This is a genomic window from Roseivirga sp. 4D4 (assembly GCF_001747095.1).
Taxonomy (GTDB): domain Bacteria; phylum Bacteroidota; class Bacteroidia; order Cytophagales; family Cyclobacteriaceae; genus Roseivirga.
The window spans coordinates 3,127,470-3,143,488 of sequence record NZ_MDGP01000001.1; the positions used below are offsets into that span (position 1 = coordinate 3,127,470).

The 16,019-nt window shown below is 40.4% G+C and carries 20 protein-coding genes; 8 read left to right on the top strand and 12 right to left on the bottom strand.

Annotation, left to right across the window (positions count from 1 at the left end):
• Position 1: 1 nt before the first annotated feature.
• From BFP97_RS13845 to BFP97_RS13875, 7 genes are all read right to left on the bottom strand, one after another.
• The gene (locus BFP97_RS13845) at positions 2-739 is read right to left on the bottom strand and encodes an isoprenyl transferase (RefSeq protein ID WP_069842991.1); all 738 of its coding nucleotides are present in this window, start codon (positions 737-739) and stop codon (positions 2-4) included.
• 83 nt (positions 740-822) lie between these two features.
• Entirely contained in the window at positions 823-1,545 is a 723-nt protein-coding gene (locus tag BFP97_RS13850) for a DUF6089 family protein (RefSeq protein ID WP_069842992.1), read from the bottom strand.
• A gap of 41 nt (positions 1,546-1,586) precedes the next feature.
• Positions 1,587-2,462: an NAD kinase gene (locus BFP97_RS13855; RefSeq protein WP_069842993.1), complete on the bottom strand. Its 876-nt coding sequence runs from the start codon at positions 2,460-2,462 to the stop codon at positions 1,587-1,589.
• 7 nt (positions 2,463-2,469) lie between these two features.
• Positions 2,470-3,135, bottom strand: coding sequence for a CBS domain-containing protein (locus BFP97_RS13860; protein WP_069844320.1), 666 nt, complete (start codon positions 3,133-3,135; stop codon positions 2,470-2,472).
• 68 nt (positions 3,136-3,203) lie between these two features.
• Entirely contained in the window at positions 3,204-3,773 is a 570-nt protein-coding gene (locus BFP97_RS13865) for an anthranilate synthase component II (protein WP_069842994.1), read from the bottom strand.
• Positions 3,770-4,294 (bottom strand): CvpA family protein, encoded by a 525-nt coding sequence (locus tag BFP97_RS13870; RefSeq protein WP_069842995.1) that lies wholly within the window; start codon positions 4,292-4,294, stop codon positions 3,770-3,772. Before BFP97_RS13870 ends, BFP97_RS13865 begins: the two co-directional genes overlap by 4 nt.
• Before the next feature lies 1 nt (position 4,295).
• Positions 4,296-4,748, bottom strand: a complete 453-nt coding sequence (locus BFP97_RS13875) for a GatB/YqeY domain-containing protein (RefSeq protein ID WP_069842996.1) — start codon at positions 4,746-4,748, stop codon at positions 4,296-4,298.
• A gap of 67 nt (positions 4,749-4,815) precedes the next feature.
• Here BFP97_RS13875 and BFP97_RS13880 point away from each other — a divergent pair, with 67 nt between their 5' ends.
• The 4 genes from BFP97_RS13880 to metK all read left to right on the top strand — a co-directional run bounded on the left by BFP97_RS13880 (position 4,816) and on the right by metK (position 8,321).
• The gene (locus tag BFP97_RS13880; protein ID WP_069842997.1) at positions 4,816-5,529 is read left to right on the top strand and encodes a pyridoxine 5'-phosphate synthase; all 714 of its coding nucleotides are present in this window, start codon (positions 4,816-4,818) and stop codon (positions 5,527-5,529) included.
• Positions 5,530-6,288, top strand: a complete 759-nt coding sequence (locus BFP97_RS13885; RefSeq protein ID WP_069842998.1) for an alpha/beta fold hydrolase — start codon at positions 5,530-5,532, stop codon at positions 6,286-6,288.
• A complete protein-coding gene (locus BFP97_RS13890; protein WP_069842999.1) occupies positions 6,289-6,999 on the top strand; it encodes an SAM-dependent methyltransferase in 711 nt (236 codons plus the stop codon).
• Between the two features lie 68 nt (positions 7,000-7,067).
• Complete coding sequence (metK, locus tag BFP97_RS13895; protein ID WP_069843000.1) at positions 7,068-8,321, top strand: methionine adenosyltransferase; 1,254 nt, start codon at positions 7,068-7,070, stop codon at positions 8,319-8,321.
• Positions 8,322-8,354: 33 nt separating this feature from the next.
• Here the strand turns inward: metK and hpf are convergent, their stop codons facing one another.
• From hpf to BFP97_RS13915, 4 genes are all read right to left on the bottom strand, one after another.
• Positions 8,355-8,651, bottom strand: coding sequence for a ribosome hibernation-promoting factor, HPF/YfiA family (gene hpf, locus BFP97_RS13900; protein WP_069843001.1), 297 nt, complete (start codon positions 8,649-8,651; stop codon positions 8,355-8,357).
• A 25-nt stretch (positions 8,652-8,676) separates the two neighbouring features.
• Positions 8,677-9,591, bottom strand: a complete 915-nt coding sequence (locus BFP97_RS13905) for a tyrosine-type recombinase/integrase (RefSeq protein WP_255399458.1) — start codon at positions 9,589-9,591, stop codon at positions 8,677-8,679.
• Positions 9,592-9,619: 28 nt separating this feature from the next.
• Complete coding sequence (rpsU, locus tag BFP97_RS13910) at positions 9,620-9,814, bottom strand: 30S ribosomal protein S21 (protein WP_069843003.1); 195 nt, start codon at positions 9,812-9,814, stop codon at positions 9,620-9,622.
• Between the two features lie 97 nt (positions 9,815-9,911).
• Positions 9,912-11,051, bottom strand: a complete 1,140-nt coding sequence (locus BFP97_RS13915; RefSeq protein WP_069843004.1) for an acyl-CoA dehydrogenase — start codon at positions 11,049-11,051, stop codon at positions 9,912-9,914.
• A 166-nt stretch (positions 11,052-11,217) separates the two neighbouring features.
• Between BFP97_RS13915 and rfbB the strand changes: the two genes are divergently transcribed.
• Positions 11,218-12,267 (top strand): dTDP-glucose 4,6-dehydratase, encoded by a 1,050-nt coding sequence (gene rfbB / locus BFP97_RS13920; protein ID WP_069843005.1) that lies wholly within the window; start codon positions 11,218-11,220, stop codon positions 12,265-12,267.
• Complete coding sequence (gene rfbA, locus BFP97_RS13925) at positions 12,264-13,127, top strand: glucose-1-phosphate thymidylyltransferase RfbA (protein ID WP_069843006.1); 864 nt, start codon at positions 12,264-12,266, stop codon at positions 13,125-13,127. Before rfbB ends, rfbA begins: the two co-directional genes overlap by 4 nt.
• On the opposite strand, the gene BFP97_RS13930 is transcribed toward rfbA, so the two are convergent.
• The gene (locus tag BFP97_RS13930; RefSeq protein WP_069843007.1) at positions 13,128-14,126 is read right to left on the bottom strand and encodes a M28 family peptidase; all 999 of its coding nucleotides are present in this window, start codon (positions 14,124-14,126) and stop codon (positions 13,128-13,130) included. It abuts the gene before it with no gap.
• A 153-nt stretch (positions 14,127-14,279) separates the two neighbouring features.
• Between BFP97_RS13930 and rimP the strand changes: the two genes are divergently transcribed.
• Complete coding sequence (gene rimP, locus BFP97_RS13935; RefSeq protein WP_069843008.1) at positions 14,280-14,747, top strand: ribosome maturation factor RimP; 468 nt, start codon at positions 14,280-14,282, stop codon at positions 14,745-14,747.
• Between the two features lie 5 nt (positions 14,748-14,752).
• Positions 14,753-15,997, top strand: a complete 1,245-nt coding sequence (nusA, locus tag BFP97_RS13940) for a transcription termination factor NusA (RefSeq protein ID WP_069843009.1) — start codon at positions 14,753-14,755, stop codon at positions 15,995-15,997.
• The last annotated feature ends 22 nt before the right edge of the window (positions 15,998-16,019 follow it).

A 16,019-nucleotide genomic window follows, 5' to 3' on the forward strand; every position in this document is an offset into this window, starting at 1 on the left:
CTCAACTCTTTAATTGTTCGCTTGTCATTCCGAATCTACGTTCTCTCTCCTGATATGATATTAGTGCTTTGTACAAGTCTTCTCTTCTGAAGTCTGGCCACAGCGTATCTGTTATAAAGAATTCCGTGTAAGCCATTTGCCAAAGCAAGAAATTACTTATGCGTTGTTCCCCACTGGTTCTTATCAACAACTCAGGATCAGGAATACCTGAGGTGTTTAAATAATTGTCTATTAAATCTTGATTAATATTTTCAGCATCAATTTTGCCCTCGGCCATATCTCTAGCAATTGACTTGGTAGCTTGTGTGATATCCCAACGACCACTATAGCTCAAAGCTAAGACCAGTGTCATCCTATTATTCTTGGAGGTTTTTTCCATTGCCTCTTTAAGTTCTCTTTGACACTTAGGAGGTAAGCTCTCCGTATCACCAATGGTATCTAGCTTTATGCCATTATCCATTAGTGTCTTCATTTCAGAGCTAAGAGTAGAAACTAACAGCTCCATAAGTGCTGTAACCTCTAATTTTGGTCGAGACCAATTTTCTGTAGAAAAAGCATAAAGGGTCAAGTATTTGACTCCTAATTCCGCACAACCTTCTGTGACATCACGCACAGCCTTGATTGCATTTTTATGCCCAAAAACGCGCGCAGCCCCTTTTTTCTTAGCCCAACGACCATTGCCATCCATGATAACAGCCACATGTTGGGGGAGAGATTCTGCCTTGATTTGTTCCTTCATTCTACCAGCTTCTCAAAAATCAACCGCGAAGGTACAAAAATGGAATTGGTTTCTAAATGTCCTAATCAACTCTTTGTCAGAGATTAAAAGAATGGTTTTGGACAAACAATCCGAAAGAAAGTGTAACTCAGAGAGAATCCGGTAAAAAACATGACATCATCATCATTTGGATTACCTCCTCGATAATCTTTGATATTGGGTGTCGACAAGGACACATTATCTAAAACATCAGAGTTTGTCTTGATGACGGAAGCTGACATTCCTAAGGTCCAACGCCTGTCCAATTTTACCTTGATACCTACTCCTACAGGGATTCTTAACTTTAGGCCAGAAGAATACACATTTGACAATTGGTCTTGTCCCTCAAACCTATAGGCACCAATACCAAACAATATATAAGGCGTCCAGTACTGATCTAGCTTTGGGTTCCGGTAGTCTAAGAAGTGATACTCAAAAAGCATGTCTGTATTGACAAAGTCTCCTTGAAAAGAGGCTCTTCTATTTGCTGAAAATACGTCAAAAGCTTCATCGTCTGCACCTTCCAATTGTCCTGCACCGACAGAAAATCTAATGCTTAAACCATCATCTATGTGTTTTCTGATGAAAAACTGACCTCCTAATGAGTTATTGCTGAACTGATAGCTTCGAGCAACATCTCCTAAGTAACTATATCCTCCTAATTCCATCCCAATCTCAGTATTCTGTGCTTTGAGATACTGAGGTGACAGGGTAAGGAAAAATAATGTCAGCCAAAAAACTGGCTGAGTCAGTTTATCCGTATGATATGAGCGCAAGCTAGATAACAATGTAGTAACGTTTTTCAGGGTGCGAGTTAAATATTGTTAACTCAATTTCTCGCATCCAAGCCCCAATTTAATTTGTGGCGCAAGGTATCAAAATACTTATGGTTGTTAAAACGAACCAGCTTGGCCTCAAATTCTTCTCTCCTAACGGAAATTTTCACACTATCGTCTACACTTTGAGAACGAGAGTCCAAAGAAACCATGAATTGCCTGGACCTACCTTCTATTTCAAAGGTGATAACACTCTGATCTGATACTATAATTGGACGTACATTAAGATTATGTGGACTGACAGGTGTAATAATGAAGTTCTTCATGCTTGGATGCACCAAAGGGCCGCCACAACTCAGAGAATAGCCCGTAGAACCGGTGGGGGTGGATACAATGAGGCCATCAGCCCAATAGGAATTCAGGTAATCACCATCTACATATGTATGAACAACGATCATCGAAGATGTCTCCTTCTTCACAATTGTGAGTTCATTAAGTCCGAAATTATGTGGTTTAAAAAGATCCTGATTGGAATCTACATGAACCAAAGAGCGAGACTCAATACTCAAATTTCCACTGATAAGCCTATCAAAAATATCGCTGATCTCATTTCTGGGGGTGGTGGCGAGAAATCCTAACCTGCCTAGGTTAATACCAATAATTGGCACCTCAGCACTACTCGCATAAGTAATGGCATCCAGTATGGTACCGTCACCTCCTAAACTGAAAATGTAATCGAATGATGATAAATCGTCACCCAAATTAAAGGTGCTCAACTCGCTGGAATCAAATTGTTTCTCATTGAGATCTGATTTATAACTACTGGATATGGCAGCCTCAATGTTGTGCTTTTCTAAAAGTTCGAAAACATCACGAATGCAATGCTGAGCCTCAGGGCCAGTACTTTTACCATGTATCGCGATTCTCATGTATGGATTAAATATTGAGGTAACGCATCAAGAGATCAAATCGCTCTTGATCATTCGATTTTATCTCCTCTTCTTGGAACCTTCCGATTATACGATAACCAAACCTCTCCAATGAAGCAGTGATGTGTGAAATCTCTGTTTTGTTAAGTTTAAGTGTAACCCTCAGCATTGACATATCCTTGGGGTCAGGGTTGACGGTACTACTGAGTATTCTAGCTCCTTCTGCCTCTACCAAACGACTAATCTCTGCAAGAGAGTAGTCTCTCTGGTTCATTAGCAGTACTAAAATAGCACCTGGTTCCTGAATTGCCGTAGATTCTGCAAAGGCATTGATAGTGTCTTCAATAGCAATCACACCTTGGAAACCGCCAGTTTCTGATAAAACAGCAACCATCTGAAAATCATGCTCAGTTGCTACCTTAATGACATCATAGAAGTGTTGATGCTCGATTACAAAGCAATCTTCACCATCTAAAAAATAGTCTCTAATTGGCCTTTTTGAATCGTTCTCCTCAAGAATAATCTCTTCGGTGATAAACCCAAGAAACTTCCCTTTTTCAATGACTGGTAGCTGGTTGGTCCTTAGCTCTTCCATCCATACAATTGCCTTATGCCCATCATCGGACGGCTTCAAAGGTGGAATCATATGATTTATCAATTCGACTGCTACCATTTTTTTATTTGAGCTTTGACGTAAAACGATGCCAAAAGGCATTTAGTTCTTGATTTCTCCTCAAGGGACTAAACAATATTATAAAATGTCACCCAATTTCTAAGCATTTCCAATCCATATTGTGTCAATACTGCCTCTGGATGGAATTGCAGACCCCAAGCCTTCAATGTGGGCTCACTTTCATAAGCCATTAACTCTCCCGATGGCGTAAAAGCAGTTGGCGTAAGGGTAGAGGGAAGCCTATTGACAATTAAAGAATGATAGCGCACTACCTCAAAATGTTGAGGTAAGTCTTTAAAAACATGACTCTTCTCGGTAGAAATTCGTGAGATTTTGCCATGCATGGGATACTCTGCCTTTGATAGATTTCCTCCTAAGAATTCAGCAATAGCCTGATGACCTAAACATATGCCAAGCATAGGGCACTGACCAATGTAGTGGCCTACAACTTCTAATAAATTTCCAGCACTTGATGGGCTCTCTGGCCCTGGAGACAGTACTATTCCCTCGTATTCAAAGGCTTGAATTTGCTCTAGCGGACTATCATTTCTGAATACTTTTGATTCAATACCCAATTGACCGAAATAGTCAACCAGGTTATACGTAAATGAATCATAATTATCTAACAGTAGGATCAAACCGGAGAGATTAACTCTTTGATGGATTCAAGCATTTCTTCTGCAAAAGGGAGAACCACATCCAAGGAGGCAATAAGATTTGGACCGAGTTCAGCTAGAAATGGATAAAGCACCAATTCTTCATCCTGGCCCGGCAGTTCAATCCCGAAGTTATTCGTCAACCATAAGATGATACTCAAACCAATAGCCCACTTGACAATGCCTATTAACGCCCCAGCAAACTTATCTACCCCACCTAACAGGGTCATATCTACCATCTTCTTAACTAATTTTCCAAGCATATTCACCAGAAGAATGATGGCGATAAATATGATCAAAAAAGATATAAAGGGAAGTAGATGATCAATACCCTCGAAATAATCAGAGAGGTAGGACATACCGAGCTCCATAAGTTTGAAGCCCCCTATTATCGCAAGTACAAAAGCCAAGATTCCAAAAATCTCTAGTAGAAGGCCTTTTTTATAGCCCATAGCGGCTCCGAAAACCAGAGGGATAATCAGTATGATATCCAGTGTTTTCAAGCTAGCCTACCAAAATTGATTTCACGATACCAGATATGGTTTTTCCGTCTGCCTTGCCTGCGAGTGCTTTAGATGCCATACCCATTACTTTGCCCATATCCTGAGGGCCTGAAGCACCCATCTGCTCAATGATTTTCACAAGTTCTGAACGAATTTCATCCTCAGACAATTGCTTTGGTAGATACTTTTCGATTACAGCAATCTCTTTGAGTTCCGTTTCCATAAGGTCATCGCGTCCTTGATCCTTGTAGATCTGTGCTGAATCTTTTCTCTGTTTGACAGCCTTCATCAACAATTTAAGTTCAGCGTCAACTGATACAGAACCGTCATTTCCTTTTTCAGTTTCTGCAAGCAAAATCATTGATTTGATTGCCCGCAACGCCTGAAGCTCATCTTTTTGCTTCGCTAACATGGCGGTTTTGATATCTGCTTCGATTTGTTGTTTTAAGCTCATTTGAGAATAATTTCGATTTTTTTAATCATTAACTTGCGCGCAAAGTTATGCAATAAAGGGAATTTGAATGACTAGACTTAGTGTTAACATTAACAAAGTAGCAACACTGCGAAATGCACGAGGCGGTGACAACCCAAATGTGGTAAAAGTGGCTCAAGATGCGGAGCGTTTTGGAGCACAAGGAATTACGGTACATCCCAGACCGGATGAAAGACATATTACAACCCAAGACGTATATGACCTTAAGGATGTGGTGACGACAGAGTTCAATATTGAGGGTTACCCTGATGAAAGGTTTTTAAAAATTCTTGAGGATGTAAGGCCTGATCAGGCTACACTTGTTCCAGACCCTCCATATGTTCTGACTTCAAATGCTGGTTGGGATACTGTTACTCACAAAGACAAGCTGAAGGAGTTGATTGAGCATATTAAATCGATGGGTATTCGAACTTCAATTTTCGTAGAGCCTGAGCTGTCAATCATTGAGGGCGCTGCTAAAGTTGGAACTGATCGGATCGAGCTGTATACCGAAATGTATGCTACAGGCCACAAGACCAATCCACAAGAAGCGATTGCCCCATATAAAGAATCATCTAAGAGAGCACATGAATTAGGCTTAGGGATAAACGCAGGCCACGATCTTGATTTAACTAACCTGAATTATTTGAAGCAGGAGTTGGTTAGCTTGGATGAAGTAAGTATTGGACATGCCTTGTTTTGTGATGCGCTATATTATGGCCTCGAAAATACCATTCAACTATATTTAAGAGAATTAAAATAAATGCTACTCAACTATAAGTCCTTCGGTGAAGGCCAACCTCTGATCATACTTCACGGCCTTTTCGGGTCTCTCGATAATTGGGTGACTTTGGGCAAAAAGTTTGGAGAAGACTTTAAAGTTTTCCTTGTAGATCAAAGAAATCACGGACAGTCATTTCATGACGACCTATTTTCCTATGAAGAAATGGCCGAGGACCTCTGTCAATTAATGGGTTCTCTTGGTATTCAAAAATCTCACATCATTGGCCATTCCATGGGAGGAAAGACTGCAATGGAGTTCGCTAGGCAGCACCCTGAAAAATTGGATAAGCTGGTTATCGCTGACATTGGTCCTAAATTCTACCCAGTACATCATACCGAAATACTAAAGGCGTTCTACTCTGTACCCATCAATCAACTCACCTCGAGAAAAGAGGCTGATGATATACTAGCAAAATCCATCACAGATTTTGGAATAAGGCAGTTTTTACTTAAAAACCTGAGTAGGGAGGGTAGCGGTTTTAAGTGGAAAATGAATTTGGATATCATTGCTAAGAATATCGAAGAGGTAGGCAAGGCTTTAAATCAAAATGCCATTATAGATAGAGAGACCCTTTTCCTTAGAGGAGGAAACTCGGACTATATATTGAATGATGACTTTAACTTGATTCACTCGGTGTTTCCGAACAGTAAAGTGGACACTATTGATGGAGCTGGTCATTGGCTGCATGCCGAAAACCCCAGTGATTTTTACAAAAAAGTGATCGAATTTTTGTCTTAAATGAGTGCAGGAAAAGTCTATATCATTCCAAATATCATTTCTGATGGTACTCAGGAAGAGGTTATTCCGAATCAAGTTAGGAGAGCCATCTTGGATTGCGATTTATTTTTGGTAGAGAATATTAGAACTGCTAGAAGGTACATCAGCTCCTTAAAACTGGGTTTATTCATCGAAGATTTAAAGTTCGAATTACTTGATAAGAACACCTCTTTCGAAGACTGTATTGATCTTTTGCAACCGATTCTTGAAGGGAAAAGTGCGGGAATAATCTCTGAGTCAGGCTGCCCTGGCATTGCCGATCCAGGGGCCAGATTGGTTCATATGGCACATCAATTCGGTATAGAATGCCAACCTATAGTAGGCCCCTCGTCAATTCTATTAGCACTTATGGCGAGTGGTTTCAATGGGCAGTCTTTTGCTTTTCATGGCTATCTGCCCATTGATAAAAAAGAACGCCAGCAAAAGATCCGAGCCTTAGAGAAAGAATCTAAGGAAAAAGATCAGACGCAAATATTCATGGATACGCCTTACCGAAATGAGCAACTACTAGGGGATATTTTAAAAGTAGCACGGAAAGATACATTTCTCTGTGTAGCACGTGATGTTACAGGGCAAAAAGAGGTGGTAATGACCAAGTCAGTAATCAAGTGGAAACTTGGTGAAATCGCATTAAACAAAATCCCAACCATCTTCTTGATTTATGCCAATTAGCCCGAAGTAAAATAAGTTTTCTTTATTCCAGTCATACTTCTATTTTTGTGCCCTCAAACATTTGAAGTATGCCTTATTTATTTACATCAGAATCTGTTTCTGAAGGACATCCAGATAAAGTAGCTGATCAGATATCAGATGCACTCATTGATAATTTCTTAGCATTTGACGCTGAGTCAAAAGTGGCTTGTGAAACACTTGTGACCACTGGTCAGGTAATCTTAGCCGGTGAGGTTAAGTCGAACACCTATCTAGATGTTCAGAGAATTGCCAGGGAAACTATCCAGCATATTGGGTATACTAAGGCGGAATATCAATTCGATAGTAAATCGTGTGGTGTGCTTTCCGCTATTCACGAGCAATCAGACGATATCAATAGAGGGGTTGACAGAGCATCAAAGGAAGAACAAGGAGCAGGTGATCAAGGCATGATGTTTGGCTATGCCTCAAAAGAGACTGAGAATTATATGCCATTGGCGCTTGATCTTTCTCATAAGATTCTTCAAGTCCTAGCAGACCTTAGAAGAGAGAGTTCAGAAATCACCTATTTGAGACCCGATGCCAAATCACAGGTAACCATAGAATATTCTGATGATAACATACCTCAGCGCATTGAAGCCATTGTCGTATCCACACAGCATGATGACTTTGATACCGATGAGGCCATGCTTGCCAAAATCAGAAAAGATATTGTTGACATTCTTATTCCTCGGGTAAAAGCTCAGCTTCCAGCTCATATTCAAGCACTTTTTAATGATCAGATTAAGTATCACATAAACCCTACCGGAAAATTTGTGATTGGTGGTCCTCATGGTGATACAGGCCTGACAGGTCGTAAGATTATTGTAGATACCTACGGTGGTAAAGGAGCTCATGGTGGTGGTGCTTTTTCTGGAAAAGACCCTTCAAAAGTTGACCGTTCTGCTGCCTACGCAACAAGACATATCGCCAAAAACCTCGTGGCTGCTGGAGTAGCTGACGAAGTACTCGTACAGGTTTCTTATGCAATTGGAGTAGTTGAGCCAATGGGCATCTTTATAGATACTTATGGTACTGGTAAAGTAGATTTGAGTGATGGAGAAATAGCTCAAAAAGTATCAGAGGTCTTCGACATGAGACCGTTTGCAATCGAGAGCCGTCTTAAATTAAGAAACCCTATGTACACCGAAACAGCGGCTTATGGACATATGGGAAGAAAAAACGAAACAGTAAGCAAAACATTCATTAATTCAAGTGGACAGCCTGAGACTTTCGAAGTGGAACTCTTCACGTGGGAGAAACTTGATTATGTAGACAAAGTAAAACAGGCATTTGGCCTATAATAAAAAAGCCCCGAATTATCGGGGCTTTTTTATTTAGTGTGCTACTAATTTATCCTTGTGCTTTTTGATTTGCCGCCTCAGGGCTTCAGCACAATGATCGGTGGCAGCTTCAAAAGACCCATTGGTCTTGTTCGCAAAAAGCTGGTCACCTGGTACATTTAGTTTAATTTCCACTGTCTTATTCTCAATCCCCTCATTATTGAGTTTAAGTATTACTTCAGCATCAATAGTCCTATCATAATAGGTATCCAACTTATCTAATTTCTTCTGGATGAAATCAATGAGCTTTGCATCTGCATCGAAGTGGATTGATTGAACTTGTACTTTCATAATTCTAAAATTTAAAGGGTTAAACTTATGCTTTAGGATGAGCCTGATCAAAAACAGACTTCAATTTTTCTAGTGAATTGTGTGTATAAACTTGTGTTGCTGCCAAACTACTATGGCCTAATAAATCCTTAACCGCATTCAAATCGGCTCCTTTGTTCAACAGGTGAGTCGCAAATGAATGGCGTAATGCATGAGGGCTTTTCTTATCTATTGATGAGACTTGACTTAAATACTTCTTAACGGTTCTGTATATCAACATCGAGTATGCCTGCCCTCCGTCTTTGTTTACGATTAAATATGAGTTTAGGTCATGAGAAAACACATGATTTTTCTCATCGACATAACTTTTTACTAACTCGCTTAAAGCATTCGAGATTGGAATGACTCTTTCCTTATTCCGTTTGCCAAGCACCTTAATTGTCGATTGACTTTCGTTGATATCTGAAACTTTCAATCCAAGTAATTCAGCAAGTCTTATACCCGTGCCATAAAGCATCTCGAGAATTACCTGATCTCTCCTTCCTTCAAATGAGTCTGGGAAAACAACACTATCTAAAAAAGTTGAGAATTCAGCTTCGTCAGCGAAGCTTGGTAACTCTTTGTCGATCTTCAATGATCGAATCTTAGAAGTCGGGTCCTTCTTGATTTCCTCTCGTTTTAGCAAGAACTTGAAATAAGACCTAAGACTAGCAATCTTTCTATTGACACTTCTGGCCGAAATATTAGCATCCATAAGCGATAATACCCATGAGCGTATCATCAACTGAGTCGCCTCACTGAGTTGGTCAGCTTGAAACTTGTCTTGAATAAAGGAACGAAATTGTCCGAGATCGTTTTGGTAGGAACTTACAGTGTGCTTGCTGTAACGTTTCTCGAATGATATGTATTTCAGGAAAGAATCTACCATGTCAGCACTGCGTATTACACACAGTACTAACATAGTAATTTAAAGGCATAATCAGAACGCCTTAGTAGTTTTCTTTGGCGTACATCTTTTGCTTGTAGGCCGCCTTAATTTTTTCAGTTCTTCGACTGACAGAAGGCTTTTCGTACGCAGTTCTAGATCTAAGCTCTTTTAGTACTCCAGTTTTCTCGAATTTCTTCTTGAAACGCTTAAGGGCTTTATCAATAGACTCGTTTTCTTTTACATTAATGATGATCATAATATATTAAACACCTCCTCTCAATTCGGAGGGCAAAGGTACAACCTTTTCGGAAATTCAATAACTATCTGTAAAAGAAAGAATAAGCCTTACGTGATTAGCTCAAAATCTGTCGTGCAATTACCAGTTTCTGAATCTCAGAAGTCCCTTCACCGATCGTGCAAAGTTTCGAATCTCTGTAGTACTTCTCCACTGGATAGTCTTTCGTATACCCATAACCTCCAAAAATCTGTACGGCCTCTGTGGCGCACTCTACGGCACATTCAGAGGCATGATACTTGGCCATGGCTGACTCTTTGGTCATTGGCTTTCCTTCATTTTTGAGTTGAGCCGCCTGATGAGTCAATAGTGTAGCCGCTTCAATCTTAGTGGCCATATCAGCCAATTTGAAAGAAATTCCCTGAAAATTAAAGATGGGCTGATTGAATTGCTCTCTTTCTTGGGCATATTTCAATGCCTCGTTAAAAGCGCCTTCCGCGATACCTAAACTAAGGGCGGCAATAGAAATTCTTCCACCATCCAATATCTTCATAGCCTGAATAAAGCCCTCACCCTCATTGCCAAGCATGTTCTCAGCAGGAATGCGGCAATCTTCAAAGATCATTTCGGCCGTCTCTGAAGAACGCATTCCCAATTTATCTTCTTTCTTACCAGCCTTGAATCCTGGCGTGCCCCTTTCCACCACAAAGGCAGTCATTCCATGAGAATCACCGGTTTCACCTGTCCTAACGATCACTACAGCAACATCTCCCGACTTACCATGTGTAATCCAATTCTTCGTGCCATTAATAACCCAGTGATCACCATCCTTTTTGGCTGTGGTTCTCATATTTCCAGCATCGGAGCCAGTGTTTGGTTCAGTCAAGCCCCAAGCACCAATCCATTCAGCGGTGGCCAATTTCGGCAGCCACTTCTCCTTCTGAGCAGCCGAGCCAAATTGTAATATATGACCTGTACAAAGTGAATTATGAGCGGCAACGGATAAACCTATACCGGGGTCTAACTTGGCAACTTCAGATACTACCGTGATGTATTCATGATAACCAAAACCAGAGCCTCCATACTCTTGTGGTACCAGAACACCCATTAATCCGAGTTCACCAAACTTTTTGAAAATGTGAATCGGAAACTCTTGATCATCATCCCACCGATTTCTATGTGGGGTTATCTCTTTCTCACCGAAATCTCTGATCATATCAGCGATCATTGATTGGTTTTCATTCATCTCGAAATCCATTCCTATTATAGTTTGTCGAAAATTAGTCAAATTACTTCTCCAAACAAACGTTTGTTAGGTAGAATGGTTAACCTTTAATTTCCACTGTTCAACTCTTTAAAATAAACAGTCAACGAACACCCGTTTCACTTGGAAAGCTTAATTTTAGATTTGATAAAAAAGAAATATGAAGAGCATATTGATAACTGGAGGGGCTGGGTTTATCGGAAACCATGTGGTAAGGTTGTTGGTCAATAAGTACCCTGAATATCAGATTGTCAACCTCGACAAACTGACCTATGCTGGTAACCTAGAAAACCTGGATGACATCGCATCAAGCAAGAATTATACTTTCGTCAAAGGAGATATTTGTGATGCTCATTTCTTAGATAGACTTTTCAGCCAATACCAATTTGATGGTGTGATTCACCTCGCTGCGGAATCTCATGTCGATCGGTCGATTACTGACCCTCTCGCTTTTGTCAATACCAATGTACTTGGCACAGTAAACCTATTGAATAGTGCTAAATCGGCATGGGAGAACAACCGTGAAGGCAAGCGGTTTTATCATGTGTCTACAGACGAAGTTTATGGATCTTTGGGAGCTGAGGGGTTCTTCCTGGAAGATACTCCCTATGATCCTCAATCTCCGTATTCTGCTTCGAAGGCGAGTTCAGATCACTTTGTGAGAGCCTATGCAAATACCTATAAGTTGCCCGTGGTTATTTCTAACTGCTCCAATAATTATGGTCCTAACCAGTTTCCAGAAAAGCTTCTCCCCTTGTGTATTCGTAACATAAAGGAAAACAAACCCCTTCCTATTTATGGCAAAGGCGAGAATATTAGAGATTGGCTATTCGTGGTTGACCATGCCAGGGCAATTGATGATATCTATCATAAAGGAGAAGTTGGAAGCACTTATAATGTCGGTGGTTTTAATGAATGGAAGAACATCGATATTGTAAAACTACTTTGTGACATCATGGACGGAAAGCTTGGAAGACCGGAAGGTAAATCCAGAGCACTAATCACCTTTGTCAAGGATCGAGCAGGACATGACATGAGATATGCCATTGATGCGAACAAAATAAAGAATGATCTAGGCTGGGAGCCGTCCCTCCAATTTGAGGAAGGTCTTGAAAAAACAGTAGATTGGTATCTTGAAAATACGGAATGGCTCGAACATGTAACCTCCGGTTCTTATCAGGAATATTACGATAAACAGTACAAGGCATGAAAGGAATTATACTAGCAGGAGGATCAGGCACTAGACTTCATCCATTGACCATTGCGATCAGCAAGCAACTTATGCCTGTATATGATAAGCCGATGATCTACTATCCCCTTTCCATATTAATGCTATCAGGTATTCGTGACATTCTTATCATTTCAACCCCGCATGACCTCCCTCTTTTTAAACATTTGTTAGGTGATGGAAGCAGGGTCGGATGTACTTTCAGCTATGCCGAGCAACCCAAACCTGAGGGACTGGCACAAGCCTTTATTATCGGAGAAGAGTTTATTGGCAATGATAAGGTAGCCCTAGTGCTTGGCGATAACATTTTTTATGGCTCAGGATTACCAAAGCTTCTGCAGAGTAATACTGATCCTGATGGAGGGGTTATTTATGCATACAGAGTAAATGATCCCGAACGCTATGGGGTCGTTGACTTTGATGAGAATATGAATGCCCTGTCAATCGAAGAAAAACCATCAGATCCCAAGTCAAATTGGGCAGTTCCGGGATTATATTTTTACGACAACCAAGTGGTTGAGATTGCTAAAAACCTTAAACCCAGTCCAAGAGGGGAACTCGAAATAACTGATATCAATAAGGCTTATTTAGAGATGGGCAAGCTAAAAGTCAGTCAAATGGACAGAGGTACAGCATGGTTAGACACTGGCACTATTGATTCACTCATACAGGCCGCACAGTTTGTACAAATCTTGGAAGAAAGACAAGGCATTAAAATCTCATGTATTGAGGAAATTGCCTATCGTATGAAATACATCTCCAAAGAACAGCTCATTGAAATAGCAGAACCTCTTGAAAAATCTGGGTATGGTAAATACCTAAGAAAATTAATTACAGACTAATCATTCGTTATAAAGAACACTCATAAGCACTGACGCGACAGCCGAAAGTGTCTCCTTACTTATGTTCTCCATATTGTCGTTTGTTGTGTGCCATGCAGGAGTGAATGAACCTGTCTCTTCCCGATAATCAATAATGTCAATCATCGGAATTCTGGCAATATTATTCACATAGACATGGTCATCAATGATGTTGCTAAATCCATTCTGCTGAATGAACATCGACCCATGCCCTAGTTGACCGGCAATTCCCCATACCTTTTCAAGCGTTCTTCCAGCATTTTCCCTTGACACTGAATCATAGAGGAAAGTCGCATTTGGGGCACCTACCATGTCTAGCAAAATTCCATAATAAGCTGTATAACCTGACTTGTGCTTGTTTTTACTCCAGTATTGAGACCCTAAGCACCACCAAGTATCCTGACCTGCCGGCAACTGCTTACTCCCTTCTTCGAAATGTTCTCCCCAATCTTCACCATCAAATAAGATAATGTCCACACCAACATCGGGGGCTTCATTCTCACTTAGTAACCTCGCTACTTCTAACAATACGCCAACACCACTTCCACCATCATTAGCTCCATCTATGGCAGCATAGGTGTCTTCATCATCACGATCGGCAAAGGGGCGCGTATCCCAATGTGCCGCCAACAAAATTCGCTTCTTCCTTTCCGGGTTGAAAGAAGCGATCACATTCGTAAGTTCTGCTTTGGTCCCGTCATAGATATATTGAGTGAAATTCTGCATGATGACAGAGGCACCATAACTCTCGAATTTTTCCTTGAACCACTTTGAAGCAGCTTTATGCGCTTGGGTGTTCGGCACTCTGGGACCAAAATCAACTTGTTTTTGGACAAAGCCATAAACCGAATCTGCATTGACAGATGGAGCTGGTTTTAACTCAACTTTCGCATTTGAGGTCTTTTGGGAGTTGCCATCACCTCCGCAAGAGAAAACCGCAAGGACGAAAACCACTAAAATTATTGAGTACTTAAAGCGCATAGGACATAGATCTGACCTAAAAATAAGAGCCTTTTTCCATAAAATAGGAATGACTAACGTATTTGATAAGAAATAAAAATCAACTACTTTTGCAGTACTTATTTGGAATTACACCAGAGGGGACCTTTAAGTCCCCTCTTTCTTTGTACTTATATGGACATAACATCGGAAATAAGAGCTCTCGCAGAATCCTTTTTAAAGGATGAGAGCTACTTCATTGTCGATGTAATATCCAAAGGAGTAACTGGAAGAACAAAACATTTGATTTTGCTTGATGGGGACAATGGCGTTACAATTGACGACTGTGCATCGCTGAGCAGACAAGTGTCCTACCAGATCGAAGAAAGAGACCTAATTCAGGATGCCTTTGTGTTAGAGGTTTCCTCACCTGGTCTGGACCATCCTTTGGCTTCTGAAAGACAGTTTGCCAAAAATGTGGGCCGTAAACTAAAGATCAGATTAGTCGATGGAACTGTGCTCCAAGGAAAACTAGAAGGTCTTTCCAAAGAAGCATTGGATATACAAAAAGAGATAACTGAAAAGAAGAAGGTGAAACTTGAAAAGGCATCTATTCCTTTCAATACAATAGAAAAAGCAAACGTGATCGTGTCATTTAACTAGAAAAAATGGACAGTGTAGTATTAATCGAGTCATTTGCAGAGTTTGCAAAAAGCAAGAACGTAGACCGACCTACAATGATTAGGATTCTGGAAGATGTTTTCAGAACCATGATCAGAAAGAAATACGAAGTGGACGACAACTTCGACATTGTAATTAATGCCGACAAGGGCGATTTAGAGATCTGGCGTTTCCGTGAAATCGTTGACGATAACTCTGAAGATATTTGGGATCATGACAAAATCTGTTTGACCGATGCCCGCAAAATTGAGCAGGATTTTGAAATCGGTGAAGAGGTAGCTGAGGAAATCAAGCTTGTTGATTTTGGTAGAAGAGCAGTTATGACTGCTCGTCAGACATTGATTCAAAGGATCAAGGACCTTGAGAAAGATATCCTTTACCAGAAGTATAAGGATCTTGTGGGTGAGATAATTTCTGCTGAGGTATATCAAATCCTAAGTCGTGAAGTCCTTTTGGTAGACAATGAAGGAAATGAACTTTCTATTCCTAGAAATGAGCAAATCTCTAAGGATAGATTTAGAAAAGGTGAGTCTGTGAGAGCTATAGTTGACCGTGTTGATATGGTTAACGGTAGTCCGAAAATTATTCTATCCAGAACTTCAGGCCAATTCCTTGAGAGACTATTCGAAAGTGAAGTTCCTGAAGTATTTGATGGACTCATCACCATTAAGAAGGTAGTTCGTGAACCTGGTGAAAGAGCAAAGGTGGCTGTTGAGTCATACGATGACAGAATCGATCCAGTAGGTGCTTGTGTTGGTATGAAAGGCTCAAGAATCCACAGTATAGTTCGTGAGTTGCAGAACGAGAATATCGATGTTATCAACTTTACTGATAACATGGAGCTATACATCTCAAGAGCGCTTAGTCCAGCCAAAATTTCAAGTATGAAAATTTTGGATGACGATGGACGCGTATCGGTTTACTTAAAACCGGATCAAGTTTCATTGGCGATCGGTAAAGGTGGACAGAATATTAAGCTGGCGTCTAAATTGGTTGGACTAGAAATCGATGTATTCAGAGAACTATCAGAATACGAAGAGGAAGATGTCGATTTGGATGAATTTGCAGATGAAATTGATAGCTGGATCATCGATGAACTTAAGCGTATCGGTCTTGATACTGCGAAAAGCGTATTGATGCTAGCCCAAGAAGATATCGTTAGAAGAACTGAACTAGAAGAAGAAACTGTAAAGTTCTTGTTTGAAATCCTGAAAAAGGAATTCGAGAAATAATAGATTTTATTAAAACCTGAAA